The following is a 17713-nucleotide window of genomic DNA, read 5'->3' on the forward strand; positions in this document are numbered from 1 at the left end:
CGCCTGGCGGACGGCCCCCGGGGCCGGTCCGTCCGGGGCCGGTGCTGGCCCTGCGGTCAGACGCGGTCGGAACCGGAGTGAGCGGCGGGGCTGCCGTCCCGGTCGGGCCCGTCCATGGCCTCGCGGAAGCGTGCATAGCCCGCAAGCTCGGATATGTCACCGGCGGTGCGGTCACGGGCTGCCCAGCCGCCCCATACGGCAGCACCTATTGCGGCAAAAAGCGGAATCAGCAACCACGCCAGCGACGCCATTGCGTGCCTCCCTACCCCGAGTACGAGCTGTTGGTGTCCACAACGCTCGTGCCCGGAGGGGGGTTACGCAAATCGAGGGCGTGTTGTGCGCCCGAACGGGTGTTTTCAGCAGGCTCCGACCCACTCTTCGGTGCCGTCCGAGAAGGTCTGGTGCTTCCAGATCGGGACCTCGTGCTTGAGGTCGTCGATCAGCATGCGGCAGGCCTCGAAGGCCTCCCCGCGGTGCGGGCAGGAGACCGCCACGACGACCGCGAGATCGCCGACGGAGAGGTCGCCGATGCGGTGTACGGCGGCCAGGGCGCGGACGGGGTACTTGGCCACGACCCGCTCGGCCACGCGGCGCATCTCCGCCTCGGCCGTCGGGTGGCAGGAGTAGCCGAGCGCGTCGACGTCCGCCCCGCCGTCGTGGTTGCGCACCGTGCCGACGAAGAGCGTCGTACCGCCCGTGGAATCGTCGCCGACGGCCCGGAAGACCTCGTCGATCGAGAGCGGGGTGTCACGGATCTCGAGCAGCCGGATCGGGTCCGAAGCGGCCTGCTCGCCGGGGTGGTCGAAGTGCGGTGCCATGCCTTCATCGTGCCCTACCCCCTGACCCGAAGGAATCCCCGAATCACCCGTCCCACCCCCCACCTTTTGGGAGCCTCCTACAGACCGCCGGGCAGTACCCATCCAGCCCCGCGGCGTTTGACGCGCGGGGTCCGGGGCGGAGCCCCGGGTCTTTCCAGCCCCGCCGGCGTTTGAGGCGCGGGGTCCGGGGCGAAGCCCCGGGTCTTTCCAGCCCCGCCGGCGTTTGAGGCGCGGGGTCTGGGGCGGAGCCCCGGTTCGGGAAGGGGCGGGGAGGGGAAAGGCTCCGCGCAGCGGCCCGGCACCCCGCGGGCCCGGCCGCCTCGCACCCCCGGCCGGCCCGAGCGGACCTCCGGGCCGGCCGGAGCCGGGCCGGGCAGGCCGGGCCGCCGGGCCGCCGGGCCGACGTACGGGACCGAAGGTCAGAGCCCGCGCCTCCGCCGAGCCCGCCGCACCACCGCCGCCGCACCCAACAGCGCCACCGTCGCCCCCGCAGCCCCCGCCGCCGTCGCGTCCTTCCGCCCCAGCCGACGCCCCGCCACGGTGTGCCGCCCCGCCACCTCCTGCAGCAGCTCCGCCAGCACCTCCTCGTTGGTCCAGCGCGGCCGCCACCCCGCCGCGTGCAGCCGGCTGACGCTCACCACCCACGGATGCATGGTGTACGCCAGGTCCCCGGCCGGGGAGGGGGTCAGCCCGATCCGGTGCAGCCGGGCTGCCGCGCCCAGCGCGACCGCCGACGGCAGCTCCATGCGCCGGATCCCGCTCAGCTCCTCGACCTCCTCCTGCTCCAGCCACCCCTCGCAGCCGACCGCCAGCTCGCCCTCGACCTTCTCCAGCGCCGCGTACTCCAGCGCCGACACCAGGTCGTCCACGTGGCAGAACTGCCAGGTGGGCCGCGACCCCGCGACCACCAGCAGCCGCGGCGACTCGAAGTACCGGGTCAGCGCCGTGTCGGTGCCGCCGACCAGGACGGCCGGCCGGACCACGGTCACGTTCAGCCCGGGGTGGGCGCGCGGCGCCCGCCGGCCGAGCCGCTCGATCTCCAGCAGGTCGCCGACGCCGGTGGCCTCCGCGGTGGCCCGCAGCTCGGAGTCCTCGGACAGCGGGATGTCGTTGTCGGGCAGGGCGCCGTAGACCATCGCCGAGGTGCACAGCACCACCCGCCGCACCCCGGCCGCCGCGGCGGCCGTCAGCACGGTCTGGGTCCCGCGTACGTTGTACGCGGTGCGGGCCGCCGAATCCGTCTCCAGATCCAGGTCCAGCGCGAGGTGGACCACCACGTCGGCGCCGCGCAGCTTGTCGGCGATCGCCGGGTCCCGTACGTCCAGGACGTGCCACTGCGCGGCGGTGGACTCGCCGCGCCGCTCGTCGATCGCCACGACCTGTTTGACCTCGTCGGAGGCCTCGAGCCGGGCCACCAGTGCCGCGCCGACCCCGCCGGCGGCGCCGGTCACGGCCACGACGGGGCCGCGCACGGCCGGGTTTCGCGGCCGGCGAACGCCGTCGGAGGACTCGGCGGCCTCGGCCCGTTCGGGCCGGTTTTCGCTGTCGTGCGGCTCTCGAACCTGCGGATCTGGGGAACTCACCGGGCGTCTCCAGCGGTTGTCTTCAGTAGGCACGCGTCCTGACGCGTACCTACCAGGTGACGTCCATCCTGCCGCAGCCCAGGAGCCGGCGGAGCACCGAGCCCGGAAGCGGGTGGTGGTGTCTACGCTGGTGGTGTTGTCGGACCATTGCCCGCCGGCCAGAGCCGGCGGCCCTACGAGCCGAGGAAACCCGTGAGTGACACCCCATTCGGATTCGGCCTTCCGCCGGAGGAGCCGGAGAACGGCGACGAGGGCAGCAAGAAGGGCAATCAGGGCGGCCAGAGCGGTGGCGGCCAGGGGGGTCCGGCGAATCCGTTCGGGTTCGGCGGGGCCGGTATGCCCGGTGGTGCGGACAACCCGTTCGCCGCGATGTTCGGTTCCATGAACCCGAATGATCTCGGTGCCGCGTTCCAGCAGCTCGGGCAGATGCTCAGCTACGAGGGCGGGCCGGTGAACTGGGACATGGCCAAGGACGTCGCCCGCCAGACCGTGGCGCAGGGCACCGCCGACGGCGTCAAGGACGCCAGCGTCGGCGTCGCCGAGAAGGCGGCCGTCGAGGAAGCGGTGCGGCTGGCCGACCTGTGGCTGGACGGCGTGACCTCGCTGCCCTCCGGCGCCGGTACGGCGGTGGCGTGGAGCCGCGCCGAGTGGGTCGAGGCCACCCTGCCGGTGTGGAAGGAGCTCGTCGACCCGGTCGCCGAGCGGGTGGGCGCGGCCATGGGCCAGGTGCTGCCCGAGGAGATGCAGGCCATGGCGGGCCCGCTGCTGGGCATGATGCGCTCCATGGGCGGGGCCATGTTCGGCCAGCAGATCGGGCAGGCCGTCGGCGTGCTCGCGGGCGAGGTCGTCGGCTCGACCGATGTCGGCCTGCCGCTGGGCCCGGCCGGCAAGGCCGCGCTGCTGCCGCTGAACATCGAGGCCTTCGGCAAGGACCTGGGCGTGCCGTCCGACGAGGTCCGGCTGTACCTGGCGCTGCGCGAGGCAGCGCACGCCCGCCTCTTCGCGCATGTGCCGTGGCTGCGCTCGCACCTGTTCGGTGCGGTCGAGGGCTACGCCCGCGGGATCAAGGTGGACACCTCGAAGCTGGAGGACGTGGTCGGCCAGCTCGACCCGACCAACCCGGAGCAGCTGCAGGAAGCCCTGCAGGGCGGCATGTTCCAGCCGCAGGACACCCCGGAGCAGAAGGCCGCGCTGGCCCGGCTGGAGACGGCGCTCGCGCTGGTCGAGGGCTGGGTGGACGCGGTGGTCCACGAGGCCGCCAAGCCCCGGCTGACCTCGGCGGACGCGCTGCGCGAGACCCTGCGCCGGCGGCGCGCCTCGGGCGGTCCGGCGGAGCAGACCTTTGCCACGCTGATCGGCCTGGAGCTGCGTCCGCGCCGGCTGCGGGACGCCTCGCGGCTGTGGGCCTCGCTGACGGATGCGCGCGGTGTGGACGGCCGGGACGGGCTGTGGGAGCACCCGGACATGCTGCCGACCGCTTCCGACCTGGACGACCCGGACGGTTTCGTGCACCGCGAGCACCTCGACTTCTCGGAGATCGACAAGATGCTCGGCGAGGCCGCGGAAATGCGCGACGAGGACGGCGAAGACAAGAAGTGAGCCTGTACGACGACGCGGTCCTGGTCCTGAAGGCGTACGAGGGCCAGACCGAGCTGCGCGATGTCTACCTGGAGCACCTGGCGGCCCACCCGGACGGGGTCTACAAGCCTTGCCAGGCGGGGCACGTCACCGCCAGTGCGCTGGTGATCGACCCGTCCCGGGGCAGGGTGCTGCTGACCCTGCACAGGAAGCTGGGCATGTGGCTGCAGATGGGCGGGCACTGCGAGCCGGGTGACGCCACGCTGGCGGAGGCGGCGCTGCGCGAGGCCCGGGAGGAGTCGGGGATCGAGTCCGGACTGGCCCTGCTTCCGGGCGGCCCGGTCCGGCTGGACCGGCATCCGATCCCCGCCCCCTGCAACTGGCACCTGGACGTGCAGTACGCGGCGCTGGCCCCGGCCGAGGCGGTGGCCGCGATCAGCGGGGAGTCCCTGGACCTGCGCTGGTTCGCGTACGAGGAGGTGGCGGCGGTGGCCGACGAGTCGGTGGTCCGCCTGGTGGAGGCGACCCGCGCCCGGTTGTGACCTGCGGGGCGCGGTTCCGCGTAGGACCGTGAAAGGTGAAGGGCGGTCCGGCAGAGTGCTGCCGGACCGCCCTTCGCGTGCACGAGAAGATCGCCTGGGCTGGGGCTACGCGCGGCTGCCGCCGAGCGAATTGCCCCGCATGCCGAAGCCGAGCACGCCGCCCCTCAGGTGGGTGGGCGGCAGCAGCTCGCTGGGCTGGACCAGGACGTGGCCCTGGCCCTGGAACTGCATCTCCCAGCCCTCGCCGCTGGCGCCGCGGCGGCGCCAGACCCCGGAGCTGGAGGTCGGGGCCTGAAGCTGGGTGCGCAGCGAAGTGGACCAGGCGATGACGGCGTCGGCGTCCGCGCACACGTTCTTGCCGGGGGCGACCTCGAGGACGAGCGGTTCACCGGAGGTGAGCAGGGCGACCTGGCCGCTGCCGCTCAGCTCCAGGTTGTAGGCGCCGGCCGAGGCGATCTCGACGGCGCTGTCGATGGCGACGATGCCGACGCCGAGGGTGGAGTCGAAGGCGAGGACGGACTTGCTGTCGACGGTGATGCCGCGGCCGACCTCCATGACGTGGATGTGCTGGGCGAAGTTGGCCAGGTAGACCTGGCCGGTGCCCTTGCACTTCATGAGTTCCAGGCCCTCGCCGGTCATCTGCCGGACATTGCGCCAGCTGTTGTTCCGGTACTGGCTCTGGAAGTCGATCTGGCCCTCGAAGGCGACCATCGCGCCCTGGCGGGCGAGGACGGAGCCGCTGCCCTGGGTGACGTCTGCCTTGAGCAGTTGGGAGTTCTGCAGGGTGTAGCGCCCGGTGGACGGGACCGGGACGTGCGCGAAGAGTGTGCTGTGCATGGTGGCTCGGTGCTCCTCTCAGCCCCGGATCTTGAAACGGTCGCCGGTGTCCTCGCTGGGCTGGACGATCACGAAGCCCTGGCCCTTGAAGCCGATCTGGAGGGCCTCGCCGCTGCCGCGGCCGATCAGGGCGCTCGCCTTGACGGTGCGCTTCGCCTTGAGGTCGAGGCCGGTGGTCCAGCCGATCAGCGCGTCGGGGTCGACGTAGGTCTCGCGCTCGGCGCAGTCGAGGACGGTGGGGATGCCGCGGCTGACCAGGGCGACCCAGCCGGTGCCCCGGATGACGAGGTTGGTGAGGCCGGAGCCGGAGAGCTTGGCCAGGCCCTTGACCGGCTCGATGGCCAGCTGGAGGGTGGCGTCGCAGGCCAGCAGGGTGGCGCCGTTGACGGAGAGGGCCTCGTCGGCGAGGTGCACGACGAGGACGTCGGCGCCGTAGTCGGCGAGGAACAGGTCGCCGTCGCCCTGGCAGAGCATCAGCTTGCCGCCCTCGCCGGTGACCATTTCCTCGGCGGACCGGCGCAGGCTCGCGGGGGCCGCGTGGAACTGCACGTATCCGTCGTAGGCGATCATCGACCCGGCCTTGGCGATCAGGTCCTGGCCGGTGACCATGGCGACCTTGAGGGTCTTGGCGTTGTGGACGGCCATCCGGACGCCGGTTTCGGCGACGCGGTGGGCTCCGAGTGTCTGGGTGTCCATTGCTGCCTCACACCTCGAAGGGCTGTACGACGACGAAGTTGCCGGGGGCTCCGCGGAACTGGAGGTTCACGGCCTCCCCGGTGCGGCTGGCGTAGCCGGAGCGGCGCAGCCGCAGGGCGGTGGTGGTGACGGCCTGGGCGCCGGCCGACCAGGCGATGACGGCGTTGCCGTCGACGTAGGTGGCGGGGCCGACGGGGAGGACCACCGGGGTGCCCCGGGTCTTGACGACGACCGCTCCGGTGCCGGAGAAGAGCATGGAGAACAGACCGCCGCCGGGCAGGCCGGCGCCTTCGATGCGGCGGACCTCGGTGGACAGCGACTCGTCGAAGGCGAGGACGCCCTGGGCGCTGGTGTAGAGCTGGTCGGTGCCTTCGAGGCGGATGACGAAGAGCCGGCTGGCCTCGTCGGCGAGGAAGACCTCGCCGTCGCCGGAGCAGCGCATGAGGGACATGCCCTGTCCGGTGAGCTGGCCGGTGAGTTTGCCGAGCAGGCCGGAGCCCTTGTGGGCGAAGTCGATGTCGCCCTGGTAGGCGACCATGCTGCCCTGCCTGGCGAGGATGGGCTGGTTCTTGGTGAGGGTGATGCGGACCTGCTGGGGGTTCTGCTCGGTCCAGCGGTCGCCGACGGCCACTTCGGCGTACTTGGTGAGGACCACGCGCAGGCCGGCCTCCGGGGGGACCGGGGCGAGGGCCTGGGCGGCACCGAACGGCGGGGCCACGGGGGCGCCGGGCGGCGGTACGGCCCCGAAGGGCGGGGCGGTGGCGGCGGGCGGGGCCTGCGGAGCCGGGGCGGCCTGCGCGGGGACGGCGCCGAAGGGCGGCGGCGAGCCGAAGGACGCGGTCTGCGGGGCCGGGGTCCCGAAGTCAGGAGCTGGCGCCGGTGCGGGGACCGGGGCCGGGGCGGGGGCCGGGGCTTGGGCCGTGACGGGCGGCTGGGCGGCGGCCGGCGGGGGTGCGAAACCCGGGACGGTGGCCGGCGGCGCGGCAGGCTGCGGCGCAGGGGCGGGCGCCTGCTCCTCGGCGACCTCGCCGCCGAAGTTCCTCAGCAGGGCGTCCAGTCCGCCGTCGAACCCCTGGCCGACGGCGGCGAACCGCCAGACGTCCTTGAGGTAGAAGTCGCCGAGCATGACTGCCCGCTCGGTGCTGAACTCGGCACCCGTGAAGGCATACCGGACCACTTCTTCGCCGCCCGCGACGATCCGGATGTACCCGGGGCCGACCTGGGACATGGTCCCGTCGCCGTCGACGGTCGCGGTGAAGGACAGCTTGTGGATGGCCTCCGGGATCCGGTCCAGCGTCACCCGGAACGACTCGGTGTCGCCGGACTGCGCTCCGAGCTGCTGGATCGACTCCTCGGGCGACTTCGGCTGGTTGTAGAAGATGAAGTACCGGTCGTCGGAAAGCTGTTCGTTCGCATCGAGCCCGAAGCAGCTGATGTCGAACGTCAGCCCGGGGGCGGAGATCTGCACCCCTACGTACAGATCCGTCCCCGGCGTCAGATCACTGATCTTGGCCTTGTGGCCGCGTTGGAATTCCCTGGCCATGCGCTACGACCGTCCCCCATCCGAAAGTGAATGCGTGCCGTCAGGCTATCCGCACCTGCTCACATCCGGCCAAGCCCTGTGGATGACCGGCAGTCACTCCTGGCGGGCGGCGGGCACCTTCGGCAGCCGCTCGGCGGCGACCACGCCCTCCAGATAGCCGCGGGCCCGCTCGGTCCGCGGGTACGCCTCGAGCAGTTCCCAGAAGCGCGGGCCGTGGCCCGGCACCAGCAGGTGGGCCAGCTCGTGCAGCAGCACGTAGTCGACCACGTACTCCGGCATGCCCTGGAGCCGGTGGGACAGCCGGATGCTGCCCTCGGCCGGGGTGCAGGAGCCCCAGCGGGTGTTCTGGTTGGTGACCCAGCGCACCGAGCGGGGGCGGGCCCGGCCCCCGAAGTACTGTTCGGACAAACGCCCGGCCCGCTCGGTGAGTTCCGTGTCCCCCAGGGTCCGGCGGCTCTCCTGGGCGGCCAGCTTGTCCAGCATCACACCGATCCAGCGCTGCTCCTCGGCCTCGGACATCCGGGCAGGGATGAGCACGACCGTACGGTCACCCTCGCGGTAGGCGGATACGGTCCTGCGGCGGCGCGCGCTCCGGCGGACTTCGACGGCGCGGTGCGGTGGATCGGCGGACACGCCATGACGGTACCCGCTGGCCATGACCGAAGTCCCGTCATCTCGTATGACGAATAGGTGGGGGTTGTGGACGAGCGGCGACGCCCGTTTTCCGGAGCGGGCATTCTCCCGGTACGGAGGAGATCGAGGGGGAATGATGATGTATCCGAAGGTGAAGCCCGTGCTGGCGCGGGCCTGGCGGGACCTGCAGACCGTGCAGTTCGGGGTGACTCCCGCGCATGCGGTGTTGCTCGGGCCGGTGGACACGGCGACGGGGTCGCTGATCGACCGGATCGACGGGACCCGCGGCATGGATCGGCTGCGGACCGAGGCGAGGGCGATGGGGATGCCCGAGGGCCGGGCGGACGAGCTGGTGCGGCGGCTGGCGGCAGCCGGGCTGATCGACGATGCCGCGGCCGGCGATCCGGGGGCTCAGGCGCTGCGCCGGGAGGCACCGGAGCGGCTGGGGCCCGATCTGGGCTCGTTGTCCGTGGTGCGTCCGGGGCCGGCCGGAGCCCAGGAGGGGTATGCGGCGCGGCGGGCGATACGAGTCCAGGTGCGCGGGGCCGGCCGGGTCGGGGCGGCGGTCGCGGCGGTGCTCGCGGCGGCCGGGGTGGGCCGGGTCGAGGTGCTGGACGGGGGCCGGGTGGAGGCCGGGGACCTGGGGCCGGGCGGGCTGGGCCCGGAGAGCGTGGGCCGGCTGCGGGCGGAGGCCGCGGCGGCGATGGTCCGCGGGGCTGCCGCGGAAAGACCGCCGAGAGCAGCGGGGCGGCCGGGTATCGTGCCGGGGCCTTCGCTGGTGGTGGTCGCACCGCGGGACGGACTGCAGTGCTGGGCACCGGATCCGGACCTCGCCGCCGACTGGATCGCGACGGGCACGCCGCATCTGTACGCGGGGGTGCTGGAGGCGACCGGGGTGGTGGGGCCGCTGGTGCTGCCGGGCGGGACGGCGTGCGCGGGCTGTATGGAGCGGGACCGGATCGGCCGGGACCCGGCCTGGCCGCGGCTGCTGGTGCAGTGGCGTTCGGCCCACCGGCGGCGGGCCGTGCCGGCCTGCGACCTGGGGCTGGCCATGGCGGTGGCGGGGCTGGCGGCCGCGCATGCGCTGGCGTTCCTCGACGGGGAACTCCCCGCTTCCACCGGCGCCCGCTGGGAGGCGGCACTGCCCGGACTCCACTGGGAGGAGACGGAGCTGACCCCGCATCCGGAGTGCGGCTGCGGTGCGGCGAGGGCCCGGCGGGGGGACTCGTCCGGTGCTCGGGAGCCACAGGACACAATGGCCGGGTGACCGCCGCTCGCGGCACGGGTGTCAGCTCACTGGAGGGGCGTATGTCTGATCTTCCCCGGAAGGCGGTCACCCGGACCGCGAAGCTGGCCGCGCTGCCGCTCGGCATCGCGGGCCGGGCAACGTGGGGGCTGGGCAAGCGGATCGGCGGGAAGTCCGCGGAGATCGTGGCGCGCGAGCTGCAACAGCGCACCGCCGAGCAGCTGTTCCGGGTGCTCGGTGAGCTGAAGGGCGGTGCGATGAAGTTCGGGCAGGCCCTGTCGGTGTTCGAGTCGGCGCTGCCTGAGGAGGTGGCCGGCCCGTACCGGGCCGCGCTGACGAAGCTCCAGGAGGCGGCCCCGCCGCTGCCGGCCGGGACGGTGCACCAGGTGCTGGCGGAGCGGCTGGGGGACGACTGGCGTGAGCTGTTCGTCTCCTTCGAGGACAAGCCGGCGGCGGCCGCGTCGATCGGGCAGGTGCACCGGGCGGTGTGGCACGACGGGCGGCAGGTCGCGGTCAAGGTGCAGTACCCGGGGGCCGGGGAGGCCTTGTTGTCGGACCTCAAGCAGCTGAGCCGGTTCGCCGGGCTGCTGGGGCCGCTGATACCGGGCATGGACATCAAGCCGCTGATCAAGGAGCTGCGCGACCGGGTCGCGGAGGAGCTGGACTACGAGCTGGAGGCGGAGGCCCAGCGGATCCACGCGGAGGCGTTCGAGGGGGACCCCGACGTGCTGGTGCCCGATGTGGTGTACCAGGGCGACCAGGTGCTGGTCACCGAATGGGTCGAGGGAGTCCCGCTCTCGGAGGTGATCAACGGCGGTACGGAGGAGGAACGGAACCGTGCGGGGCAGTTGCTGGCCCGGTTCCTGTTCTCCGGTCCGGCCAGGACGGGCCTGCTCCATGCGGACCCGCACCCGGGGAACTTCCGTCTGGTGCCCGGCGCGGACGGCACGTTCCGGCTGGGCGTCCTGGACTTCGGCACGGTGGACCGGCTGCCGGGCGGGCTGCCACGGTCCATAGGGGTGTCCCTGCGGATGACCCTGCAGGGAGACGCCGAAGCGGTGTACGAACAGCTGTGCGCCGAGGGGTTCGTGAAGGAGTCCATCGCGCTCGACCCGGATACGGTGCTGGACTACCTGCGGCCGATCATCGAGCCGGCCGAGGTGGAGGAGTTCACCTTCACCCGGGGCTGGATACGCGGCCAGGCGGCCCGGATCGCCGATCCGCGATCTCCCGCGCACCAGTTGGGCAAGCAGCTCAACCTGCCGCCGTCCTATCTGCTGATCCACCGGGTCACGCTCAGCACCATCGGGGTGCTGTGCCAGCTGGGCGCGACGGTACGGCTGCGCGAGGAGCTGGAGGCCTGGCTGCCGGGATTCCCGGCTGAGGGCTGAGGGCTGATCACCACCAGGAGGAGTCGAGTCTGCCTTCGATCGCCCGGATGTTGGCCCGGGCGCAGTCGTGGCAGAAGTACTGCCGGACGCCGTTCTCCATGGAGCAGGTCCAGGTGAGCGGGGCGCCGTCGGGGGATCGGGTGCCGCAGCGGGCGCACACGACGGTCCGTTCCTCGGGGTCCCGCGGTGCGGGGTGGGGGGTCGGCTGGTCCACCTCCAGACGATACCGCCGTGCGGGCGCCGTGGAGGGCCGCAACGCACCGGGGGACCGGTCCGTTCGGACCGGTCCCCCCATGTGGTCTGCCTTCAGGCGTAGGCGCCGGGCATCAGTGCATGACGGCCATGGCCAGCGCGCGCCGGGCGCGCAGCGAGGCGCGCTCGGCACGGCGCTGCATGCGCCGGGCGGTGACCAGGCGCATGGCGCGCCGGTCGAGATCCGCCTCGCGCAGGCGGTCGGCCATATGGGCACGAGCCAGGGCTTCTGGGATGAGTTGCATTTCGCGGGTCCTGTTCTGACGCGAGGTGATCGCGCCGGTGGTGATGAAGTCTTCGGTGGCGGAGGCTGCCTTGGAGGGGGTCAGCTCGCTGGTGGTGTGGGGGGTCATGAGGGCCTGCTTCAGGGGGTCGTGCGTCAGAGGGCGGTCGATGGTTCCGGTGGCGGTCATGCCGCGACCGGGTTCTTGCGCGGGCGGCCACGCGGCCGCTTGCGGGCGACGACCACACCCTGGACGAAGAGCTCGCCACCCCAGACACCCCAGGGCTCACGGCGCTCCAGCGCTCCGGCGAGGCAGGCCTCGACGAGCGGGCAGGTGCGGCAGAGGGACTTGGCGTACTCGACGTCGGCCGGGGACTCGGCGAAGAAGACCTCGGGGTCGTACGTGCGGCAGGGGACGGGTACGCCGAGGTTCTCGATGGCGTCGTCGAGCGCGGTGAGCGCGGTGAGCGGAGTCAAGGTGGAGTCCTCCGGGACTGCAGGCGGGGAGATCGTTCGGTTCTGCGGTACGGACGGGGCGTGCGCTTCGAGTTGCACGGTGTTTTCTTCCTCGTCTTGTGTGACTAGTCGGTCCGGCCTGGTTGGCCGGGGTCGGCTGCTGGTACCTGGTCTTGCCAGTCCCGAGGCCCCTTCGCTCCGTCGTCCCCGTTCGGGGACAAACAGAAGGGCCGCGGATCCCGGGTGGGGTTCCGCGGCCCTGAAGGCGCCGGCCTGATCAGGCGATCAGGCTGGATCACTCCAGGGTTCGAGCCCACGGAAGGCCCACATCAGGTGGTGCTGCTGCGTCTTCGTCTGCTTCAGGGATCCGGCACCGGTTCCGGCAAAGGCATAGGCGGCATGTGCTGCCTGGTCCTTCGCTACTTCCACCGATGCCTGGGTCGGTCGCTCATTGCGCTCGCGGACCGGCAGGGCGCAGAGGACGGCGGGGCTGCTCGCGGAAATCGCGGACAGACCGGTGCCCTGACCCAGGGAGGCGGCGGCAAGGAGCGAGGAGGAGCCGAGCATGCAGGAAGCGGCGACCGGGCGATCGGTCATTTTGGTGAAGGTGTTGAAGCTGATCACTGGTCTCGCCTCCTCTCGGCGTCTCGGGGACTGGCTGGTGGGCCGGTCCCGTGTATTCGGATAAGTACAGCACGAGGACAGGGCTTCGGAGAAGCCGCCGTTCCCGTGGTTAAGAACCTATGGGGATTCCCAGGGCATGTGCAAACTATTTTTCCGACGAGTTTCTACGCGTCGTCCCCGGGCCCGCCCCCAGGCTCCTGGCCTGCGCAGATGGCCAGCACATCGGCCCCGTACCGCTGGAGCTTGCGGCCGCCCACGCCCGAGATCATCGCGAGCTCGCCCTCCTCGGAGGGTGCGGCCTCGGCGATCGCCATCAGGGTCTTGTCGGTGAACACGCAGTACCCGGGCAGTCCCTGAGCCTTCGACTGGGTCGAGCGCCACTCCCGCAGCCGCTCGTAGAGCCCTTCGTCCATGTCGGACGGGCAGTCTTCGCAGCGCATCAGCTTCATCTCGCCGGCTTCGGTGAGCGTCTTGCCGCAGACCCGGCACAGCACCGGCCCGCGCCGGGTCCGCTTGCGGGAGCCGCCCTCGGCGGCGATCCGGCTGCCGGGGGCCGCGGAGCCCGGCCGCAGGCCGTTCAGGAACCGGCTGGGCCTGCGGGAGCCGCGGCCGCCGGGAGCCCGGGAGAGCGCCCAGGAGAGGGTCAGGTGCAGCCGGGCGCGGGTGACGCCGACGTACAGCAGGCGGCGCTCCTCCTCCACCTGCTCGTCGGTCTTGGCGTAGGTGATCGGCATCATGCCGTCGGTCAGCCCGACCAGGAACACCGCGTCCCATTCCAGGCCCTTCGCGGCATGCAGGGAGGCGAGGGTGACGCCCTGGACGGTCGGGGCGTGCTGGGCGGCCCGGCGCTCCTCCAGTTCCACCGACAGGTCGGCCAGGGTGGCGCCGGGGTGGCTGCGGGCGAAGTCCTCGGCGACCCGGACCAGGGCGGCCAGGGACTCCCACTGGTCGCGCACGGCGCCCGAGCCGGCCGGCGGCTCCGGGGTCCAGCCGCTCGAGCTGAGTACGGCACGGACCTGGGAGGGCAGTTCGACGACGTCCTCGAGGAGCGGGTCGTTGGCCCCGGAGTGGGCGGCGCCGCGCAGGGTCACCAGGGCCCTCTGCACCTCGGGGCGTTCGAAGAAGCGCTCCGCGCCGCGCAGCTGGTAGGGCACGCCGGCGTCGGCGAGGGCCTGCTCGTAGACCTCGGACTGGGCGTTGATCCGGTAGAGCACGGCGATCTCGCCGGCCGGGACCCCGGCCTCGATGAGGTCGCGGATGCGGCGGGCGACTCCCTCGGCCTCCGCCGGCTCGTCCGGGTACTCGGCGAAGACCGGGTCGGGACCGGGCTCGCGCTGGGAGATCAGCTCCAGCCGGTGCTCGGCGGCCCGCCCGCGGGCCTGGTTCAGCACCCCGTTGGCCAGGTGGACGACCTGGGGGGTGGAGCGGTAGTCGCGGACCAGCTTGACCACGGTGGCCTGCGGGAAGCGGGTGCGGAAGTTCAGCAGGTGGTCGGGGGTGGCGCCGGTGAAGGAGTAAATGGTCTGGCTGGCGTCGCCGACCACGCACAGGCTGTCGCGGTCGCCGAGCCACAGCTCCAGCAGGCGCTGCTGGAGCGGGCTGACGTCCTGGTACTCGTCGACCACGAAGTGCTGGTACTGGCTGCGGATGGTCTGGGCGATGTCCTGGCGGTCCTGGAGGATGCCGACGGTGAGGAGCAGCACGTCCTCGAAGTCGATCATTCCGCGGTCGCGCTTCAGCTGTTCGTACGTCCCGTAGATCTGGGCGATTTCGGCCATGTCCCGGGGGACCTCGCGGCCGGACTTGAGGGCGGCCGCCGGGTAGTCGGCCGGGACGGTCTGGGTGACCTTGGCCCATTCGATCTCGCCCGTGACGTCGCGCAACTCGTTCCGGTCGAGGCGGATGCGGCAGCGGGAGCCGGCCTCGGCGACCAGCTGGATCTTGCGCTCGACCAGTCGGGGCATGTCGCCACCGACGGCTTTCGGCCAGAAGTACTGGAGCTGGCGGAGGGCCGCGGAGTGGAAGGTGCGGGCCTGCACCCCGCCCGCGCCCAGACCGCGCAGCCGACCGCGCATCTCGCCCGCGGCACGGTTGGTGAAGGTGACGGCGAGCACACTGGCCGGCATCAGCAGGCCGGACCGCACTCCGTAGGCGATGCGGTGGGTGATCGCCCGGGTCTTGCCGGTGCCGGCGCCCGCGAGCACGCACACCGGCCCGCGCAGGGTCGTGGCGACCTCGCGCTGTTCCGGGTCCAGGCCGAGGAGAACCGCGTCGGCGGACTCGGCGACGGCCGGGAAGGATGAGGAGTGCGTTGCTGCTGTCACCCGACCATGCTGCCAGGTCCGGTGGGCCGGACGGGAAACTTGTCCACAGTCCTCCCGTATCCGTAGTACCGGAACGGGTCCGGGGTGCCGGGAATGGCCGGGCGGTGCCGTACGTTCGACTACTCGGATCCACCCCCAGCCCCGAAGGAGAGCGCCCCGATGCAGGACAAGGGTTCCGTGACGATGTACAGCACGACCTGGTGCGGCTACTGCCGCCGGCTGAAGTCCCAGCTGGACCGGGAAGGCATCGCGTACACCGAGATCAACATCGAGCTGGACCCGGAGTCCGCGGCCTTCGTCGAGAAGGCGAACGGTGGCAACCAGACCGTTCCGACGGTCCTCATCGTCTCCCCCCAGGGCACCGAGTCGGTCATGACCAACCCGAGCCTGGCCCAGGTCCAGCAGGCGCTCGCCGTCTGATCTCCGGACCGTCGGCGCAACAGCGACGCAACGCAGAGGGCCCCCGCCGCGGCGGGGGCCCTCTGCGTGTCCGCAGGCTCAGCCGATCGGCTTCGGCAGCGGCTTTCCGTACCAGAGCTCGACCAGGCGGGCCGCGATGGAGATGCCGGACGGCGGCAGGACCTCGCCCGTCTCGATGGCGGTCCGCAGGTCGTCGCGGGAGAACCAGCGGGCCTCCTGGATCTCCTCGCCGTCCACGTTGATCTCGGAGGAGACCGCGCGGGCGGTGAAGCCCAGCATCAGGCTGTACGGGAAGGGCCAGGGCTGGCTGGCGACGTACTCGACCTCGCCGACCTTGACGCCCGCTTCCTCCCAGACCTCGCGGATCACGGACTGCTCGATGGACTCGCCGGGCTCGACGAAACCGGCCAGGGTCGAGAAGCGGCCCTCCGGCCAGTGCACCTGGCGGCCCAGCAGGGCCCGGTCCTGCTCGTCCGTGACCAGCATGATCACGGCCGGGTCGGTGCGCGGGTAGTGCTCGGCGCCGCAGCCCGGGCAGCGGCGGATGTGGCCGGCCGCCGCGACGACCGTCCGCTCCCCGCAGCGGGAGCAGAAGCGGTGCATCCGCTGCCAGTTCTCCAGCGCCACCGCGTGCACCATCAGCGCGGCGTCCCGCGGCGACAGCAGCAGGCCCGCCTCGCGGAGCCCGGCGGGCCGCGCCTGCTGGTCCATGCGGCCCGGCAGGGAGTCCTTCTGCAGGGCGAAGTAGCTGACGCCGTCCTCGTCGGTGCCGAGGAAGTAGCGGTGCGTCTCGGTGAGCGGTGCCTCGAAGGCGGGGGTCATGACGATCCCGGTGCCGCCGTCCGGGGTGTCGTCGATCAGGACCTGGCCGCCGGACACCACGAACACCCGGGTCGTGGGGTGGCTCCAGGCCGCGGCCAGCCAGGCCTCGTCGAGACGGTGGTGCGCGGCACGGTCGATTCCGCTGGGCGCGGTGAGTGAGACGGGCCGCTCGGTCGAGATGCTCACAGGTACTTCCAACTCCCCCGGTGGTGGGACAGGCAGCAGGTGCGACGGTTCGATGTGGTGCGGTGCGGGTGCGGTGGGTGTGTGCGGGCGGGTGCGGGCGCCGGTGCGGTTCGGGCCTCAGGCAGGGGGCGCGGGCGGCGCCGGCCAGGTCTCCGCGAGGTCCCCCCACAGGTATGCGGCGGTCTCCACGCCCTTCAGGAGGAGGTCCAGTTCGACCTTCTCGTTCGGGGAGTGCCAGCCGTCGGACGGGACGGAGATGCCGAGGAACAGGACCGGTGCGCCGAGCACGTCCTGGAGGTCGGCGGCCGGGCCGGAGCCGCCCTCGCGGGTGAAGCGGATCTTCTGGCCGAAGGCCCGGCCCATGGCCCGGACCACGGACTGCAGGGCCGGGTGGTCCAGCGGGGTCAGACAGGGGCGGGTGGGGGCGCCGAAGGTGACGGAGTGCCGGATCCCGGCGGGGATCCGCTCGTCCACCCACCGCGTCACGGCCGTCTCGACCTCGTACGGGTCCTGCCCCGAAACCAGCCGGAAGGACAGCTTCAGCTGGGCGGAGGCGGGCACGATGGTCTTGCCGCCGGGGCCCTGGTAGCCGCCGCCGATGCCGTTGACCTCGGCGGTCGGGCGGGCCCAGACCCGCTCCAGGGTGGAGTAGCCGGCCTCGCCGAGGGTGCCGTACGACTTGGCCGTACGCAGCCACTCGGCCTCGTCGAAGGGCAGCTCGGCGATCAGCTCGCGCTCGGCGTCGGTCAGCTCGGCGATGTTGTCGTAGAAGCCGGGGATGGTGACCCGCTCGTCGGCGTCGTGCAGGGCCGCGACCAGCCGGGCGGCCACGGTGGCCGGGTTGGGGACGGCCCCGCCGAAGGCGCCGGAGTGGATGTCCTGGTCCGGCCCGTAGAGCTCGATCTCGCAGTCGGCGATGCCGCGCATGCCGGTGCAGACGGTGGGGGTGGTCTCGTTCCACATGCCGGTGTCGGAGACGATCACCACATCGGCGGCCAGTTCGGCGGCGCGGGCCTCGACCAGCGCGCGGAAGTGCGTGGAGCCGGACTCCTCCTCGCCCTCGATGAGGAGCTTCAGGTTCACGGCGGGGGCGGTCCGGCCGGTCGCGGCGAGGTGGGCGCGGACTCCGAGGGTGTGGAAGAACACCTGCCCCTTGTCGTCGGCGGCACCGCGCCCGTACATCCGGCCGTCCCGTACCACCGGCTCGAAGGGCTCGGTGTGCCAGCCGTCGGCCAGGGCGGCGGGCTGCACGTCGTGGTGGCCGTAGACCAGGACGGTGGGCGCGGCCGGGTCCCCGCTCGGCCAGGACGCGAACACGGCCGGGGCGCCGGGCGTCTCCCAGATTTCGGCGGTCGGGAAGCCGGTGTCCTTGAGCCGGGCGGCCAGCCACTCCGCGCTGCGCCGCACGTCACCGTCGTGCTCCGGCTGGGCGGAGACGGAGGGTATGCGCAGCCAGTCGGCGAGGTCGTCGAGGAAGGCGGCGCGGTGCTGGTCGATGTACGCGCGGACGGCGCTGTCCGGGGTCTGGCTCATGCATAC

General features: G+C 72.4%; 19 protein-coding genes. 5 read left to right on the forward strand and 14 right to left on the reverse strand.

Translation table 11 applies throughout. The features are described from left to right. Positions 1-56: 56 nt before the first annotated feature. From AB0447_RS04300 to AB0447_RS04310, 3 genes are all read right to left on the reverse strand, one after another. On the reverse strand, positions 57-251 hold the full coding sequence (locus AB0447_RS04300; protein WP_366474915.1) for a hypothetical protein: 195 nt from the start codon (positions 249-251) through the stop codon (positions 57-59). Between the two features lie 105 nt (positions 252-356). Further along, positions 357-818, reverse strand: coding sequence for a molybdenum cofactor biosynthesis protein MoaE (locus tag AB0447_RS04305; RefSeq protein WP_366474916.1), 462 nt, complete (start codon positions 816-818; stop codon positions 357-359). A 419-nt stretch (positions 819-1237) separates the two neighbouring features. After that, the gene (locus tag AB0447_RS04310; RefSeq protein ID WP_366474917.1) at positions 1238-2401 is read right to left on the reverse strand and encodes an NAD-dependent epimerase/dehydratase family protein; all 1164 of its coding nucleotides are present in this window, start codon (positions 2399-2401) and stop codon (positions 1238-1240) included. A gap of 192 nt (positions 2402-2593) precedes the next feature. Between AB0447_RS04310 and AB0447_RS04315 the strand changes: the two genes are divergently transcribed. Both AB0447_RS04315 and AB0447_RS04320 read left to right on the forward strand, forming a co-directional pair. Beyond that, entirely contained in the window at positions 2594-4000 is a 1407-nt protein-coding gene (locus AB0447_RS04315) for a zinc-dependent metalloprotease (RefSeq protein ID WP_366474918.1), read from the forward strand. After that, on the forward strand, positions 3997-4521 hold the full coding sequence (locus AB0447_RS04320; RefSeq protein ID WP_366474919.1) for an NUDIX hydrolase: 525 nt from the start codon (positions 3997-3999) through the stop codon (positions 4519-4521). Before AB0447_RS04315 ends, AB0447_RS04320 begins: the two co-directional genes overlap by 4 nt. Before the next feature lie 105 nt (positions 4522-4626). Here the strand turns inward: AB0447_RS04320 and AB0447_RS04325 are convergent, their stop codons facing one another. From AB0447_RS04325 to AB0447_RS04340, 4 genes are all read right to left on the reverse strand, one after another. Continuing rightward, positions 4627-5358, reverse strand: coding sequence for an AIM24 family protein (locus tag AB0447_RS04325; protein WP_366474920.1), 732 nt, complete (start codon positions 5356-5358; stop codon positions 4627-4629). An 18-nt stretch (positions 5359-5376) separates the two neighbouring features. Next, entirely contained in the window at positions 5377-6054 is a 678-nt protein-coding gene (locus tag AB0447_RS04330; protein ID WP_366474921.1) for an AIM24 family protein, read from the reverse strand. Between the two features lie 7 nt (positions 6055-6061). Then, positions 6062-7597: a TerD family protein gene (locus tag AB0447_RS04335; RefSeq protein ID WP_366474922.1), complete on the reverse strand. Its 1536-nt coding sequence runs from the start codon at positions 7595-7597 to the stop codon at positions 6062-6064. Positions 7598-7690: 93 nt separating this feature from the next. After that, positions 7691-8230 (reverse strand): M48 family metallopeptidase, encoded by a 540-nt coding sequence (locus tag AB0447_RS04340; RefSeq protein ID WP_366474923.1) that lies wholly within the window; start codon positions 8228-8230, stop codon positions 7691-7693. A 139-nt stretch (positions 8231-8369) separates the two neighbouring features. On the opposite strand from AB0447_RS04340, the gene AB0447_RS04345 reads away from it, so the two are divergent. Together AB0447_RS04345 and AB0447_RS04350 are read left to right on the forward strand one after the other, a co-directional pair. Then, positions 8370-9497, forward strand: a complete 1128-nt coding sequence (locus AB0447_RS04345) for a ThiF family adenylyltransferase (RefSeq protein WP_366475092.1) — start codon at positions 8370-8372, stop codon at positions 9495-9497. Positions 9498-9538: 41 nt separating this feature from the next. Next, positions 9539-10867, forward strand: a complete 1329-nt coding sequence (locus tag AB0447_RS04350; RefSeq protein ID WP_366474924.1) for an AarF/ABC1/UbiB kinase family protein — start codon at positions 9539-9541, stop codon at positions 10865-10867. 7 nt (positions 10868-10874) lie between these two features. On the opposite strand, the gene AB0447_RS04355 is transcribed toward AB0447_RS04350, so the two are convergent. The 5 genes from AB0447_RS04355 to AB0447_RS04375 form a co-directional block, all read right to left on the reverse strand. Next, positions 10875-11081, reverse strand: coding sequence for a hypothetical protein (locus AB0447_RS04355; protein WP_366474925.1), 207 nt, complete (start codon positions 11079-11081; stop codon positions 10875-10877). Positions 11082-11193: 112 nt separating this feature from the next. Beyond that, the gene (locus AB0447_RS04360) at positions 11194-11532 is read right to left on the reverse strand and encodes a hypothetical protein (protein ID WP_366474926.1); all 339 of its coding nucleotides are present in this window, start codon (positions 11530-11532) and stop codon (positions 11194-11196) included. Beyond that, a complete protein-coding gene (locus tag AB0447_RS04365; RefSeq protein WP_366474927.1) occupies positions 11529-11897 on the reverse strand; it encodes a WhiB family transcriptional regulator in 369 nt (122 codons plus the stop codon). Before AB0447_RS04365 ends, AB0447_RS04360 begins: the two co-directional genes overlap by 4 nt. Before the next feature lie 186 nt (positions 11898-12083). After that, the gene (locus AB0447_RS04370) at positions 12084-12422 is read right to left on the reverse strand and encodes a hypothetical protein (protein ID WP_366474928.1); all 339 of its coding nucleotides are present in this window, start codon (positions 12420-12422) and stop codon (positions 12084-12086) included. A gap of 164 nt (positions 12423-12586) precedes the next feature. After that, positions 12587-14746 (reverse strand): ATP-dependent DNA helicase UvrD2, encoded by a 2160-nt coding sequence (locus tag AB0447_RS04375; RefSeq protein ID WP_366474929.1) that lies wholly within the window; start codon positions 14744-14746, stop codon positions 12587-12589. 159 nt (positions 14747-14905) lie between these two features. Between AB0447_RS04375 and AB0447_RS04380 the strand changes: the two genes are divergently transcribed. Further along, on the forward strand, positions 14906-15166 hold the full coding sequence (locus AB0447_RS04380) for a glutaredoxin domain-containing protein (protein ID WP_366474930.1): 261 nt from the start codon (positions 14906-14908) through the stop codon (positions 15164-15166). Between the two features lie 78 nt (positions 15167-15244). On the opposite strand, the gene nudC is transcribed toward AB0447_RS04380, so the two are convergent. Both nudC and AB0447_RS04390 read right to left on the reverse strand, forming a co-directional pair. Continuing rightward, entirely contained in the window at positions 15245-16186 is a 942-nt protein-coding gene (gene nudC / locus AB0447_RS04385; protein WP_366474931.1) for an NAD(+) diphosphatase, read from the reverse strand. Positions 16187-16291: 105 nt separating this feature from the next. Further along, on the reverse strand, positions 16292-17707 hold the full coding sequence (locus AB0447_RS04390; RefSeq protein ID WP_366474932.1) for a dipeptidase: 1416 nt from the start codon (positions 17705-17707) through the stop codon (positions 16292-16294). Positions 17708-17713: the final 6 nt, after the last annotated feature.

This window comes from Streptomyces sp. NPDC051211, assembly GCF_040689505.1.
In the GTDB taxonomy this organism is placed as follows: Bacteria; Actinomycetota; Actinomycetes; order Streptomycetales; family Streptomycetaceae; genus Streptomyces.